Genomic DNA, 13,721 nt, shown 5'->3' on the forward strand with positions numbered 1-13,721 from the left:
TTCATTGACTTAAAGTTAAAAAGTGTGATAGAATTCACTCGGTTTGATAATAAAATATATTCTTAAGGAGACATTCATGAACTATGATGTTATCGTGGTAGGCGCAGGGCCTGCTGGTATCTTTTTTGCCTACGAAATGATGTTAAAATCAAAAGATGCAAAAGTATTATTAATTGACCGAGGAGAAGATATTTATCATAGAAGATGTCCTATTTTAGATGGCAAACTAGATAAATGTCCACAAAACCCTAAAGGAATAGCAGGATGTTATCCAGCTTGCTCAATAACCTCTGGTTTTGGTGGGGCAGGAGCTTATTCAGATGGTAAATTTAATATTACAGCTGAATTTGGTGGATGGATGACTGAATATTTATCTAAAGATGAAGTCTATGATTTGATTAGATATGTTGATGCTATAAATATAAAACATGGAGCGCCAGATACCTTAACAGATCCGACCACTAAAGAAGTTAAGAATATAGAAAAAAAAGGTTTGGCAGTAGGTTTAAAACTCTTAAGAGCTCAAGTTAGACATTTGGGTACAGAAGTCAATTTATCAATCATGAAATCTATTTATGATACCATGAAGGGTAAGATTGAAATGATGTTTAAAACTGAAGTCGAGGACATCATCAAGAATGATCAAGGTGTCCAAGGCGTTAAATTAGTCAATGGAAAAGAGATTTATGCACCATATGTATTTATTGCTGCTGGGAGACAGGGTTCTAAATGGCTTACTGATACTTTGAAAAAACATAAAGTACCCCTATTTAATAATCAAGTAGATATTGGCGTTAGGGTAGAGACCAATGATGTTATTATGGAAGAAATTAATGAGCACCTTTATGAAGGAAAGTTTATATACAACACAAGTTTAGGAACCCATGTAAGAACATTTTGTTCTAACCCTAGTGGTCATGTTGTTATAGAAAATCATAATGGTACTATGTTAGCGAATGGACACGCTTTTTATGATCCTAACTTAGGGACTGAAAATACTAATTTTGCTTTATTGGTATCTCATCAATTTGAAGAACCATTCAATCAACCAAATCATTATGCCTATGAAATAGGTGGTTTGGCTAATATTTTATCAAGTGGATCAATTATTGTTCAAAAATATGGTGACTTAATTAGAGGGATTAATACAACAAGAAAAAGATTAAATGAAAATTTTGTAAGACCTTCTCTACCTGAAGCCGTTCCTGGTGATCTAGGTTTAGTTCTTCCTTATAAAACTATGAAATCAATTATTGAAATGATCGAAGCATTAGACCATGTTACACCAGGTATTGCTAATGAACATACATTAATATATGGGGTTGAAACTAAATTCTATTCTGCTAAAGCCAAAGTAAACCAATACTTTGAAACCACCATTCCGGGTTTGTATGTTGGTGGCGATGGAGCTGGAATCACAAGAGGTTTAGCACAAGCTGGAGCCAACGGTGTTTGGGTTGCTCGTAGAATTATGCAATTATTGGAGGAAGCAAGATGAAAAGACTAGTTATTGTTGGAACCCAATGGGGAGACGAAGGAAAAGGAAAAATCACTGATTTCTTAGCTCAAAATATGGATGTTGTTGTAAGATTCCAAGGTGGAAATAATGCTGGTCATACAGTTGTATTTAACCATAAAAAACATAGTTTACATTTACTTCCAAGTGGTATTTTAAATCCGAAAATTATGAATATTATGGCTAATGGCATGGTCATAAACCCTAAAGCATTGGTTGATGAACTAAGCAAAATTCAAGAATATCAATTAATAGTATCTGATAGAGCTCATGTAGTCTTACCATTTCATATAGAATTAGATAAAGCAAAAGAATCCTCAAAAGGAAATTTAAAAATCGGCACAACCCATAAGGGTATTGGCCCAACTTATACAGATAAAGCTTCAAGAATTGGCATGAGAATGAGTACATTTGTATCAGAAAAATTAATGCCCGAAAGATTAAAATCATTAATAGAATTAAAAAACATAGAATTGGTTAATCACCAAATTAAGCCATTATCATATGAAGAAGTATTAAAAGAGTATAGAGAGTATGCTAATCAAATTAGACCTTTAGTTAAAGATACATCAGTCTACCTAAATCAAGTGATTGAAGATGATAAATTAGTTTTATTTGAAGGTGCTCAAGGAGTCTTATTATGTTTAGATCATGGTACATATCCTTATGTTACTTCAAGTTCTCCAACAGCAGCTTCAGTGCCTTTGAATACAGGAATTGCTCCTTGGTTAATTGACGGGGCAATAGGCGTAACTAAGGCATATACTACAAGAGTTGGGGAAGGTCCACTTCCAAGTGAAATTCATGGTGAATTAGCAGATCAAATTAGAATCAAAGGTAATGAATTCGGAACGACTACAGGTAGACCAAGAAGAATCGGTTGGTTAGATACAGTGGTTTTAAAACATTCAAAAAGAGTGTCTGGTCTATCTTATTTGGCCATTACTTTGTTAGATGTTTTAACTGGTTTAGATACAATTAAAATAGTAACTAATTATAATTTTAATGGAACGATTATAGATTCTATTCCTGCTGAAATTTCAGATTTTGATTCTTGTCAGCCAATAACGATTGAAACTCCAGGATGGAAAGAAGATATTACCCAAGTAAGATCATTTGAAGGACTACCAATAAATGCTAAAAAATACTTAAAACTAATAGAATCTCTAGTAGATGTCCCAATTGCTATTTTTAGTGTAGGACCTGATAGAAATCAAACCATCGTCATAAAAAACATCATTGGAGATGGAAAAGATGATTGAACGTTATCAAAGAAAAGTCTTGAAAGATTTGTGGAGTGATCAACATAAACTTGAATGTTTTTTGCAAGTTGAACTTGCAAATTGCTATGCATGGATGAAAGATGGGTTATTTTCTAAGGAAGAGTTTGAATTATTAAAGAAAGCTAAAGTAAATCCTATGAGAGTATTAGAGATTGAAGAAGAGACTAAACATGATGTTGTTGCATTTATTAAGGCAGTATCAGAAAATCTTGGAGAAGAAAAAAAATGGCTCCACTATGGCTTGACCTCTACAGATGTTGTGGATAGTGCTTATGCTTTAATATTTAAGAAAGTCAATCAAATTATTCTTCAAGATATTGATGATTTTATGGCTGTTTTAAAAGAAAAAGCTTTCCTATATAAAAAAACACCTATCATGGGTAGAACACATGGAATGCATGCTGAAATTACAACATTGGGTATGAAGTTTGCTTTATGGTATGAAGACTTTAAAAGGTTAAAACATAAATTTCAATTAGCTTCTCAAGAAATAGAAGTCATTAAATTATCTGGTGCTGTAGGTACTTATAGTACAAGTCATCCTAATATTCAAAAAGTTGCAGCTGAATATTTGGATCTAGAAGAATCTATCATAGCAACCCAAACCTTACAAAGAGACAGGCACGCTTTTTATTTATCGGTATTAGGACTGATTGGTTCTGAACTAGAAAAAATAGCGACTGAAATTAGGCATCTTTCAAGAAGTGAGTTAAGAGAAGTATCTGAAGCATTTTCTTCTAAGCAAAAAGGGTCATCTGCTATGCCGCATAAAAAAAATCCTATTTTATCAGAAAATATATGTGGTTTAGCAAGAGTATTAAGAGGATATATGCATACTGCCTTTGAAAATATTTCTTTATGGCATGAGAGAGATATATCTCACTCATCTACAGAAAGAATAATAATGCCTGATGCGACCACTTTGTTAGATTTTATGTTAGTGAGATACACTAAGACTATAAGAAGTTTGGTGGTTTATGAAGATAAAATGATTAACAATATTGAATCCTCATTAGGTTTATATGCTAGTCAAAAAGTAATGAATGCATTAGTAGATAGGGGAATGGATCGCCTGAGTGTCCATGATTATATTCAAAAATTAGCTAGAAAAGTTGAAGAAGAAAATAGACATCTAAAAGATATTATTTTAGAAGACCAGTATTTGAAAACAATAATTGATGAATCAACTTTAAATAATTTATTTGATTATCGTAATGCTTATCAGTACATTGAGCATATATTTAATAAAGTATTTCGTTAAAAAAAATAAGCTTTAGAAATTCTTAATGAATTCTAAAGCTTTTATTTTAATGAATGTAGATATCATCATCACTAATATCATCGTGATCAATGATGTTTGGATCTTGGTAGGTTTTCTTTTTATAGAACATAGGGTGATCCATATTTTTAAAGAGTAATAATCTCATGATTGCAAAACCAGTAATAAAACCACCTAGATGTCCTAAGACAGAAATATTGGGCATAAGCAAAGTGAATATCAAGTTAATAAAAACCAAACTTCTAATACTTCTAATTGAATATGGATTAAACCATGAACTTTTGACATAAGTGAGAAGTAACAAGGCACCTAAAACACCAAATAATGCCCCACTCGCACCTATAGTAACAGTATTTTCTGCACCAAATAACCATACCAACAAGGAACCTCCTAAACCACTTAACAAATATAATATACTGTATTTAAACTTACCAAGCATTGTTTCCAAAGAACTACCTAATTGATATAGAAAATAAGAATTAGCCAAAAAGTGAATAATACTACCATGTAAGAACATAGAAGTAAATAATCTAAAATACTCTTGGTCTTGGTTAATCTTTGAAGGGAGTAAACCACCCCACCTAATTAGATTGATTAAGGAAAAACCTCCAGTAAATATCACAACAAACAACATTATCGTATTTAGTATTAATAATATTAAACTTACAGGATATTTTTTATAATATATTTTAAATTTGTCTAATAAAGACGTGTACATAAACATCATCAACCTTTCAAATATATATTATACAATAATATTTGTGATGATTAAATGAATATACATTTTAACCAATTGCAAATTTTATTATTGCCTTACATACAATTACATCATTGACAGTTGCAATACACTCAGCAATACCTAAAGCACCCTTTCTTTTGATCACTCTTGAATCTAATTTAAGTTGATCACCTGGAATCACTTTTTGCTTAAATTTGCACTGATCTATGCCAGCAAAATAAGCTATTTTATTTTTGTGTTCTTCCATGGATAAAATAGTTACAGCGCCGGTTTGGGCTAAAGCTTCAACGATTAATACCCCAGGCATGATATGCTCTTGAGGAAAATGTCCGGTGAATATATGTTCATTCGCAGATACGTTTTTAATACCAACTGCTGATTCACCAGGTTTTAAATCAATGATTCTGTCAACCAATAGAAATGGATATCTATGGGGTATTATTTCTTGAATTTGATTACTGTTGAGCTCCATTTGTTTCCTCCTCAAATTTTTTAAAAATAATTGTTGCATTATGTCCACCAAAGCCCAAACTATTGCTTAAAGCATAGTTTATTTTTTTATTGACGGCTTTAGCTAATGTATAATTTAAATCACATAAGGGATCTAGAATTTTAGTATTGATAGTTGGTGGTATGATATCATTTTTACATGCTAATAGTGTAAACAAGGCTTCAACCGCACCAGAAGCTCCTAATAAATGTCCTGTCATTGACTTAGTGCTAGATATATTTAGTTTGTATGCATGTTCTTTAAAAGCTTCCTTAATAGCTAAAGTTTCAACTTGATCATTCAATGGAGTGCTTGTTCCATGGGCGTTAATATAATCAATATCTTCAGTTCCAATAGAAGCATCTTTTAAGGCTAATAACATACTATCTCTAGCCCCTTTTCCCTCAAGATCAGGACTCGTGATATGACTAGCATCAGAAGTCGTGGCATAACCAATGATTTCACCATATATTTTTGCATTTCTAGCTTTCGCGTGTTCATAAGATTCTAAAACAAGAGTTGCTGCACCTTCTCCCATAACGAAACCAGAACGATTAACATCGAAAGGAATACTTGCATAATCCTTGCTTTTTTCCTTGCTTAAGGCTTGCATAATTGAAAAACCCCAGATTCCAATTGGAATGACAGTTGCTTCACTACCGCCGGTGATAACTGTATCTAAATAACCATCTCTAATAGCTCTAAATGCTTCTCCTATGGTATTTGTTCCACTGGCACAAGCAGTTACATGTGAAATCGACGGACCGTGTATACCGTGCTTAATAGCTATATGGCCAGCAGCTAAGTTAATTATAGCTGAAGGAATGAAATAAGGACTCATTCTATTATATCCTCTTTCCAGACCTCTTGTGTTTTGATTAGCAATAGTCTCTAAGCCACCTATTCCTGATGCGTAATAGACACCAACTCTATGGGTGTCTTCCTTTGAAAAATCAAGTTTAGAATCTTCAATCGCTTCATCAGAAGCCACAATGGCTAATTGAATAAAACGATCCATCTTTTTTAAGTCTTTTATATTGAATTTCTGACTTAAATCATAATTCTTTATTTCACCAGCTAGGGTTACATCATCTTGACTAGCATCATAGTGTGAAATTATATCTATACCATTTTTACCAGCAATTGCATTTTTCCATGTAGTTTTTGCATCGTTGCCTATTGGCGTTATTGCGCCAATTCCCGTAATAACAACTCGTCTCTTACTCATTAAAGCATTCCCCCATTCACCGAGATAGTCTGACCAGTAATATAAGACGCTTTATCACTGGCTAAAAACACACATAAATCAGCGATATCCTCAGCTTTTCCTAACCTATTAAGAGGAATTTGCTTTAGATAGTATTCTTTAACTGATTCAGATAATTGATCTGTCATTTCGGTTTCAATAAAACCGGGAGCGATAGTGTTGACCCTTACATTTCTTGAAGCAAACTCTTTTGCTAAAGATTTGCTAAGGCCAATAATACCAGCCTTAGAAGCGACATAATTGCTTTGACCAGGATTACCTATTAAAGCAACAACAGAAGAAATATTAATAATAGATCCTTGTCTATTTTTTAATAAGTATTTTGACACATGTTTACACATATTCCAAGTACCTTTTAAATTAACATTAATGACATCATCAAAATCATTTTCCTTCATTCTTAAAATGAGATTATCTTTTGTTATGCCTGAATTGTTAATTAAAACATCTATTTGACCAAATTTTTCAATGGTTTTCTCTATTAAAATTTGTGCCTGATTAAAGTCTGATACATTGGCTTGGACAATTAAGGATTCTCCACCTAATGACTGAATTTCATTAGCGAGTAATTTAGCTTTTTCTTCAGAGTGATTGTAATTAATCACCACATTATAATTCTCTTTAGCAAAGGCTAAAGCAATTGCCTTGCCTATGCCTCGACTAGCTCCAGTGATTAAAACTGTTTTTTTATTTTCCATGTCTTTCCTCCAATGTTTTTACTAAAGTATTTAATGATTCCTTGTTTTCCACAAATAAGGTAGTCATCTGATTGTTAATTTTCTTGACAAATGATGATAGGGTTCTCTTTGGACCAATTTCAATAAATGTGTCTATACCTTGATTGACTAGTTCATTTACAATTTGATAAAATTTTACGCTGTGATTTATTTGTTTAGCCATAACATCTTTAATGTTACCATCAAAGAGTTTGCCAGTTAAATTTACATATAAATGGTAGATAGGATTATTTAAATTAATGGTCTTTAAATAATCACTGAAATTTTTGGCAGCCTTATTCATTAATGGAGAATGAAAAGCACCACTAGTATTTAACTCAATAATTCTTTTAGCACCATGCTCTTTAGCTAAAACAGAAATCTCATCGACTGCTTGAGATTCACCACTTATCACCAATTGACTTGGTGTATTATAATTGGCAATTGTTACTTCTTTTCCTGAATCATCTATTAAATTCTGAAGAATAATTGGATCAAGATTTAATACAGCTGCCATTTTTCCCTTAGTATTAATACTTGCTTCTTCCATAAATATAGCTCTATTTTTAACTATATTTAGTCCTTGCTCAAAATCAAAAACTTGATTATGTAAATAAGCACCATATTCTCCTAAACTTAAACCAAAACTGTATATTGCTTCAACATGATACTCTTTAAGTAATTTTAGGATTGCGTGATACATAGTAAACATACATACTTGAGTATATTTCGTTTGGTGAAGTCTAGTATCATCATTAAAGATAATATCTCTTATAGGGTATTGGGTAATACTTTCTGCTTTAATAAAAATTTCTCTAACAATATCATAAGAATCATATAGATCTCTACCCATGTCTCTATATTCTGAGCCTTGGCCTGAAAACATAAATGCAATTTTATTCATTAGATTATTCCTTTATATACTAAACTGTTTTCAAATAAGTCTTTAAGAATTGCTTTGACAGGTCTGATTTCTTTCACTAATCCAGCTGACTGACCAGCCATGAAAGATCCTCTGTCTAAATCGCCATCAAAAACAGCTCTTCTTAAGGATCCTAAAGTTAATTTTTCTAGTTGTTCTAATGAAGCTTGTCCATATTTTGTAAGATCTAAATACTCTCTAGACATTTGGTTTTTTAATACTCTTACAGGAGCACCAGTATGTCTACCGGTCACAACCGTAGAAGTATCCTTAGCTTTGATTACCATTTGTTTGTAGTTTTCATGAATCGGACATTCTTCACTAGCCAGTAAAACAGTGCCTATTTGAACACCTTTCGCTCCTAGAATAAAAGCAGCATCTAATCCTCTATGATCCGCTATACCTCCAGCTGCTATCACAGGGATACTTACAGCATCGACAACTTGAGGAATGAGAGTCATTGTAGAAGTTTCTCCTATATGCCCGCCTGCTTCAGTACCTTCAACCACTAAAGCATCAGCTCCTGATTTTTCCAATCTAATTGCAAAAGCAACTGAAGGAACAACAGGAATGACAATGATGCCAGCTTCTTTCCATTTTTTCATATAGATACCAGGGCTACCCGCACCAGTAGTGACTATTTTGACGCCTTCTTCAATGACAACATCGCTTATATCTTTTGCGTGTGGGCTCATAAGCATGATATTTACACCAAATGGTTTGTCTGTAAGTTCTTTAGTTTTTCTTATTTCTTCTCTAACTCTTTCAGGATCCCATCCTCCACAACCCACAAGACCTAATCCACCTGCGTTTGATACTGCAGCCGCAAGTTGATGGGTGGCAATATTTGCCATACCTCCTTGGATAATCGGATATTCTATATTTAATAAATCTCTTAAGTCCATAATAATTTTCTCCTAATATTCTATCAATGCACTTGCCCAGGTTAAGCCTCCACCAAAAGCAACAGTTGCAAATAAATTTCCTTTTTTAATATAACCTTTTTCAATAGCTTCATCGATAGCTATTGGGACACTCGCGGCAGAAGTATTTCCGTATTGGTCGATGTTTATATACATTTTATCCATATCAATATTTAAATCTTTAGCTGCTTTTTGAATAATTCTTGAGTTGGCTTGATGAGCAACTATATAATTTAAATCACTAATCTCATGATTATTTCTTTCAAGTAATTCGTTCAAAGTTTTTGGCATCATTCTTGTTGCGAATTTAAAGACTTCTTTTCCATTCATATGAATATGATCTTGAGGACTTACTAGGTTTTCTTCAATAGATTTTAAATCTGGGTTTTTACAATATAAAAGCATTTCTTCATCACCTTTAGAACCTGTAATGATGTCTTTAATATGGTTGTAATTGCTGGTGCCTATAATCATAGCTCCAGCACCATCACCAAAGAGAACACAAGTATTTCTGTCCCGCCAATCTGTTAATCTTGATAAAGTTTCTGCACCAACGATTAAAGCCTTATGATAAGCTTTGCTTTTAATCATCTTATCAGCAATTTGCATAGCATATAAAAATCCACTACAAGCTGCATTAATATCAAAAGCCATAATATTAGATATACCCAATTTAGCTTGTAATAAATTGGCTACACCAGGGAAGGCGTAATCAGATGTTACAGTAGCTACAATAATTATATCTATTTCAGAAGCTTTGATATTGGCTGCTTTAATGGCTTTTAATGAAGCTTGATATGCTAAATCTAGAGTGGTTTCTCCAGTAGATATATGTCTTTGTTTGATGCCTGTTCTTGTAAAAATCCATTCATCATTAGTATCCACAAATTGTTTCAAATCGTTATTACTGATAGTATTTTCAGGTAGATATCTACCTGTTCCTAATATTTTTGTATAAGTCATTTTTAAAGCCTCCTAAATTGTCATAATTAAATCTCTGTAAGAAGCCAAAAGATCTTATTTTTGTATTTCTTTGATAAGATAAATCTGGACCACTCAATTGACTTAATTCTGTATATGCTTTGATAATGGCTTTTTTAGTTTTTTCAAAAACCGTCATCTTTTCTTGATGTGCACCACCAATAGGTTCCTTAATAATTTCATCAATAATATTAAAATCTTTTAAATCTTTAGCTGTTAATTTCATTTCTTCGGCAGCTAAAGGAGCTTTGTTGGAATCTTTCCATAATATAGAAGCATAGCCTTCTGGGCTTAATATTGAAAATATTGCATTTTCAAGCATAAGCATCTTATTAGCAACCCCTATAGCCAAGGCGCCTCCACTACCACCTTCACCAATGACAATAGTAATAATTGGAACATTTAATTGACTCATTTCTAGTAAATTATTGGCTATGGCTTGTCCTTGACCTCTTTCTTCAGCGCCTATACCTGGATATGCTCCTGGAGTATCAATAAAAGAAATGATTGGTCTATGAAACTTTTCAGCTTGCTTCATCAGTCTTAATGCTTTACGATATCCTTCAGGATGTGGCATTGCAAAATTTCTAATGATATTTTCTTCAGTTGTACTTCCCTTTTGTTGGGCAATAATGGTGAAAGCTATACCATCAAGAGTACCTATACCACCTATAATACTTGGATCATCTCTAAAGAGTCGATCACCGTGTAATTCTATAAAATCCTTAAATAGATATTCTATAAAATCGCATGCTTTTGGCCTTTGAGGATGTCTAGCCAATAAAACTTTATCCCAAGCACTTAATTGACTCATTTCTGTTTCCTTGAATGAAGCAATTTCATTTTTAAGTTTTTCTATGGTTGAAGAATCTCCTAAGTCATTTATTTGTTTCTCCAAACTTAGTAGTTTCTTTTCTTTTTCTAATATATTCATGATTGATTCCTTTGATGAAAAGATAATAATCTTGATAAAGTATTTTTCATGTCTTTGCGATGAACAACCTTATCTATAAAACCTTTTTCTAGTAAAAACTCCGACTTTTGGAAACCTTCAGGTAAGGTTTGTTTAATGGTCTGTTCAATAACTCTTGGGCCAGCAAAACCAATTAAAGCATCTGGTTCAGCAAGAATGATATCCCCTAAAGAAGCAAAACTAGCAGTTACTCCACCTGTCGTTGGATGTGTTAAAACCGATATATACAATAAACCCATATTGGCATGCTTTGCCACTGCCGCAGAGGTTTTTGCCATTTGCATTAAACTAAAAATACCCTCTTGCATTCTGGCCCCACCAGATGCAGTGAAAATGATTACAGGTAATTTTTTATAAATAGCATATTCAAATGTTTTTGTAACTTTTTCTCCTACAACTGACCCCATGGACCCCATAAGGAAATAACTATCCATGACGCCAATAACTGCTGGTTGACCATGAATTTCACCATAACCATAGATATAGGCTTCATCTAAATGAGTTGAAGATTTGTATTCTTGAATCTTTTCTTCATATCCATGAAGAAAAAGAGGATTTAAAGTAATGTAGCCTATCCCCTTTTCTATAAATGAATTTCGATCTACTATATGTTGTATTCGATCAATTGATCGCATTCTAAAATGATATGAACAGTCACTGCACACATAATCATTTTGGATATTAATTTTTTTGTTAATTGTTTTTCCACAGTTAGGACATTGTTCGTATAAACCTTTAGGAACATCCATTTTTTGAATATCGGAAAAATGTCTATCTTTATGAAAAACATTAAACTTACTTTTTAATTGTTTACGCTCATTAATGGCTTTTCTTATTTCATTCATGCTCATCATACTCCAAGAGAGATTCTAAATGAGATTCAATAAAAGAAGTATCAAAATCACCTTTTAAATAACAAGGTTCATGAAGTATTAAGTATAAAAATGATTGATTTGTTTGAATACCTTGAACTACAAGTTCTTCTAAGGCAGCCTGCATTTTTTTGATTGCTTCATCTCGATTTTTACCATGAACAATCATCTTGCCTATCATTGAATCGTAATGTGGCAAAATTTTAGAACCGGAATATATAAATGAATCAAAACGTACACCAGGACCTGATGGCATATGAAACAAATGAAGATCCCCCGGGCTCGGTCTAAATTGGTTTTTAGGATTTTCAGCATTGATTCTACATTCAATACTGTGCCCGTGGAAATGAATATCATTTTGCTTCATAACCAATTTTTCACCAGCAGCAATTTTTATTTGTTCTGAAATAATATCGATTTGTGTTATCATTTCCGTGACTGGATGTTCAACTTGAATTCTTGTGTTCATTTCAATAAAATAAAATTCATTATTAGATACTAAAAATTCAATAGTACCTGCGTTTTCATATTGAACATGCTTGCAAGCTTTTATAGCGACATCTGTCATCTTGTCTCTTAAAGATTTAGAGATTAAAGAAGGGGCTTCTTCAATAACCTTTTGGTTACGTCTTTGAATGCTGCAATCTCTTTCGCCTAAATGAAGTACATTTCCATATTTATCACATAAAACTTGTACTTCTATATGTTTGGGATTTTCTATATATTTTTCTATATACATCGTTTGATCGCCAAAAGCATTTTTAGCTTCTGTTTTTGCGGTTTCAAACGCAGTCGAGAAATCTTCTTTTTTAAATGCAATTCTCATCCCTCTACCACCGCCACCAGCAGAAGCCTTAATTAAAACAGGGTATGTTATTTTTTCAGCGATAGCTTTGCCTTCATTCAAATCTTTGACACTTCCTTCGCTTCCTGGAACCACAGGAACTCCTGCTTGAATCATCATTTCTCTAGCCTTTGATTTATTGCCCATTAAACTTATAGTATGGCTTTTTGGACCGATAAAAACAATTCCACATGTTTCACAAAGTTCTGCAAAAGCTGGATTCTCACTTAAAAAACCGAAACCAGGATGAATGGCTTCAGAACCAGTGTGAATGGCTGCAGAGATTATATTTTCCATGTTTAAATAGGATTCGCTAGATTTAGCGCCTCCAATACAAACAGATTCATCAGCCAATTGTACGTGAAGACTATCTTTATCGACTTCGCTATAAACAGCCACTGTTTTAATACCCATGTACATACATGATCTGATGATTCTAACAGCGATTTCTCCTCGATTAGCGACTAATATTTTTTGAAACATTATATGGCCTCAATCTCAATCATTACTTGGTTAAATTCAACCATGCTTTCATTGTTTACATGAATAGCTTTGACAATACCATTGATTGGAGACCTAATTTCATTCATCACCTTCATTGCTTCCACGATACATAAAACATCCCCAGTTTGTACTTCTTGGTTGATTTTTATATAAGGTGGATTATCAGGTGAAGGAGCATTATAAAAAACCCCAACAAGAGGTGATTTAATCTTGATAAAGTTGTTTTCTATCGGTTTGTTTTCTTCTTTTATTGGGATAGTTTTTACTTGTGGTTCATGAACTTCAGTAATATATTGTTTATTTTCAGACTTTTCTAGTTTTACATTAAAATCTTTTTCACTAATTTCTAATTTATGAATGGTAGAATTTTCAAATTCTTTTATGATTTTTTTGAGTTCTTTAATGTCCATAA

14 protein-coding genes are annotated in these 13,721 nt (G+C 32.8%); 3 read left to right on the forward strand and 11 right to left on the reverse strand.

What is annotated here, in order from left to right; translation table 11 throughout:
• Window positions 1-76: 76 nt before the first annotated feature.
• The 3 genes from HF295_RS07905 to purB are packed head-to-tail and all read left to right on the forward strand — an operon-like array spanning window position 77 to window position 4,060.
• Complete coding sequence (locus HF295_RS07905) at window positions 77-1,498, forward strand: NAD(P)/FAD-dependent oxidoreductase (RefSeq protein WP_312031632.1); 1,422 nt, start codon at window positions 77-79, stop codon at window positions 1,496-1,498.
• The gene (locus tag HF295_RS07910; protein WP_312031633.1) at window positions 1,495-2,778 is read left to right on the forward strand and encodes an adenylosuccinate synthase; all 1,284 of its coding nucleotides are present in this window, start codon (window positions 1,495-1,497) and stop codon (window positions 2,776-2,778) included. The genes HF295_RS07905 and HF295_RS07910 overlap by 4 nt, the downstream gene beginning before the upstream one ends.
• The gene (purB, locus tag HF295_RS07915) at window positions 2,771-4,060 is read left to right on the forward strand and encodes an adenylosuccinate lyase (RefSeq protein ID WP_312031634.1); all 1,290 of its coding nucleotides are present in this window, start codon (window positions 2,771-2,773) and stop codon (window positions 4,058-4,060) included. Before HF295_RS07910 ends, purB begins: the two co-directional genes overlap by 8 nt.
• Window positions 4,061-4,106: 46 nt before the next feature.
• On the opposite strand, the gene HF295_RS07920 is transcribed toward purB, so the two are convergent.
• From HF295_RS07920 to accB, 11 genes are all read right to left on the reverse strand, one after another.
• The gene (locus HF295_RS07920; protein ID WP_312031635.1) at window positions 4,107-4,796 is read right to left on the reverse strand and encodes a rhomboid family intramembrane serine protease; all 690 of its coding nucleotides are present in this window, start codon (window positions 4,794-4,796) and stop codon (window positions 4,107-4,109) included.
• 67 nt (window positions 4,797-4,863) lie between these two features.
• Complete coding sequence (gene fabZ, locus HF295_RS07925) at window positions 4,864-5,289, reverse strand: 3-hydroxyacyl-ACP dehydratase FabZ (RefSeq protein ID WP_312031636.1); 426 nt, start codon at window positions 5,287-5,289, stop codon at window positions 4,864-4,866.
• Window positions 5,273-6,535 carry a beta-ketoacyl-ACP synthase II gene (gene fabF, locus HF295_RS07930; protein ID WP_312031637.1) on the reverse strand — a complete coding sequence of 421 codons (1,263 nt, stop codon included), beginning with the start codon at window positions 6,533-6,535 and terminating at the stop codon, window positions 5,273-5,275. Before fabF ends, fabZ begins: the two co-directional genes overlap by 17 nt.
• The gene (gene fabG, locus HF295_RS07935) at window positions 6,535-7,272 is read right to left on the reverse strand and encodes a 3-oxoacyl-[acyl-carrier-protein] reductase (RefSeq protein WP_312031638.1); all 738 of its coding nucleotides are present in this window, start codon (window positions 7,270-7,272) and stop codon (window positions 6,535-6,537) included. The genes fabF and fabG overlap by 1 nt, the downstream gene beginning before the upstream one ends.
• Window positions 7,262-8,194, reverse strand: coding sequence for an ACP S-malonyltransferase (locus HF295_RS07940; protein WP_312031639.1), 933 nt, complete (start codon window positions 8,192-8,194; stop codon window positions 7,262-7,264). The genes fabG and HF295_RS07940 overlap by 11 nt, the downstream gene beginning before the upstream one ends.
• A complete protein-coding gene (fabK, locus tag HF295_RS07945) occupies window positions 8,194-9,117 on the reverse strand; it encodes an enoyl-[acyl-carrier-protein] reductase FabK (RefSeq protein WP_312031640.1) in 924 nt (307 codons plus the stop codon). Before fabK ends, HF295_RS07940 begins: the two co-directional genes overlap by 1 nt.
• A 12-nt stretch (window positions 9,118-9,129) precedes the next feature.
• A complete protein-coding gene (locus HF295_RS07950) occupies window positions 9,130-10,098 on the reverse strand; it encodes a beta-ketoacyl-ACP synthase III (protein ID WP_312031641.1) in 969 nt (322 codons plus the stop codon).
• On the reverse strand, window positions 10,067-11,044 hold the full coding sequence (locus HF295_RS07955; protein ID WP_376739693.1) for an acetyl-CoA carboxylase carboxyltransferase subunit alpha: 978 nt from the start codon (window positions 11,042-11,044) through the stop codon (window positions 10,067-10,069). Before HF295_RS07955 ends, HF295_RS07950 begins: the two co-directional genes overlap by 32 nt.
• Before the next feature lie 2 nt (window positions 11,045-11,046).
• Window positions 11,047-11,934 (reverse strand): acetyl-CoA carboxylase, carboxyltransferase subunit beta, encoded by an 888-nt coding sequence (gene accD / locus HF295_RS07960; RefSeq protein WP_312031643.1) that lies wholly within the window; start codon window positions 11,932-11,934, stop codon window positions 11,047-11,049.
• A complete protein-coding gene (locus tag HF295_RS07965) occupies window positions 11,927-13,288 on the reverse strand; it encodes an acetyl-CoA carboxylase biotin carboxylase subunit (protein WP_312031644.1) in 1,362 nt (453 codons plus the stop codon). Before HF295_RS07965 ends, accD begins: the two co-directional genes overlap by 8 nt.
• Window positions 13,288-13,719: an acetyl-CoA carboxylase biotin carboxyl carrier protein gene (gene accB, locus HF295_RS07970; protein WP_312031645.1), complete on the reverse strand. Its 432-nt coding sequence runs from the start codon at window positions 13,717-13,719 to the stop codon at window positions 13,288-13,290. Before accB ends, HF295_RS07965 begins: the two co-directional genes overlap by 1 nt.
• Between the last annotated feature and the right edge of the window lie 2 nt (window positions 13,720-13,721).

The sequence above is a fragment of the Hujiaoplasma nucleasis genome, assembly GCF_013745115.1.
In the GTDB taxonomy this organism is placed as follows: domain Bacteria; phylum Bacillota_I; class Bacilli_A; order Izemoplasmatales; family Hujiaoplasmataceae; genus Hujiaoplasma; species Hujiaoplasma nucleasis.

Excerpts from the sequence above, each read along its gene's own strand:
- HF295_RS07910 (WP_312031633.1), top strand. The coding sequence starts at position 1,495 with ATGAAAAGACTAGTTATTGTTGGAACCCAATGGGGAGACGAAGGAAAA.
- fabK (WP_312031640.1), bottom strand. The coding sequence starts at position 9,117 with ATGGACTTAAGAGATTTATTAAATATAGAATATCCGATTATCCAAGGA.
- purB (WP_312031634.1), top strand. The coding sequence starts at position 2,771 with ATGATTGAACGTTATCAAAGAAAAGTCTTGAAAGATTTGTGGAGTGAT.
- fabF (WP_312031637.1), bottom strand. The coding sequence starts at position 6,535 with ATGAGTAAGAGACGAGTTGTTATTACGGGAATTGGCGCAATAACGCCA.
- fabG (WP_312031638.1), bottom strand. The coding sequence starts at position 7,272 with ATGGAAAATAAAAAAACAGTTTTAATCACTGGAGCTAGTCGAGGCATA.
- accB (WP_312031645.1), bottom strand. The coding sequence starts at position 13,719 with ATGGACATTAAAGAACTCAAAAAAATCATAAAAGAATTTGAAAATTCT.
- accD (WP_312031643.1), bottom strand. The coding sequence starts at position 11,934 with ATGAATGAAATAAGAAAAGCCATTAATGAGCGTAAACAATTAAAAAGT.
- HF295_RS07905 (WP_312031632.1), top strand. The coding sequence starts at position 77 with ATGAACTATGATGTTATCGTGGTAGGCGCAGGGCCTGCTGGTATCTTT.
- HF295_RS07920 (WP_312031635.1), bottom strand. The coding sequence starts at position 4,796 with ATGTACACGTCTTTATTAGACAAATTTAAAATATATTATAAAAAATAT.
- fabZ (WP_312031636.1), bottom strand. The coding sequence starts at position 5,289 with ATGGAGCTCAACAGTAATCAAATTCAAGAAATAATACCCCATAGATAT.
- HF295_RS07965 (WP_312031644.1), bottom strand. The coding sequence starts at position 13,288 with ATGTTTCAAAAAATATTAGTCGCTAATCGAGGAGAAATCGCTGTTAGA.
- HF295_RS07950 (WP_312031641.1), bottom strand. The coding sequence starts at position 10,098 with ATGACTTATACAAAAATATTAGGAACAGGTAGATATCTACCTGAAAAT.
- HF295_RS07940 (WP_312031639.1), bottom strand. The coding sequence starts at position 8,194 with ATGAATAAAATTGCATTTATGTTTTCAGGCCAAGGCTCAGAATATAGA.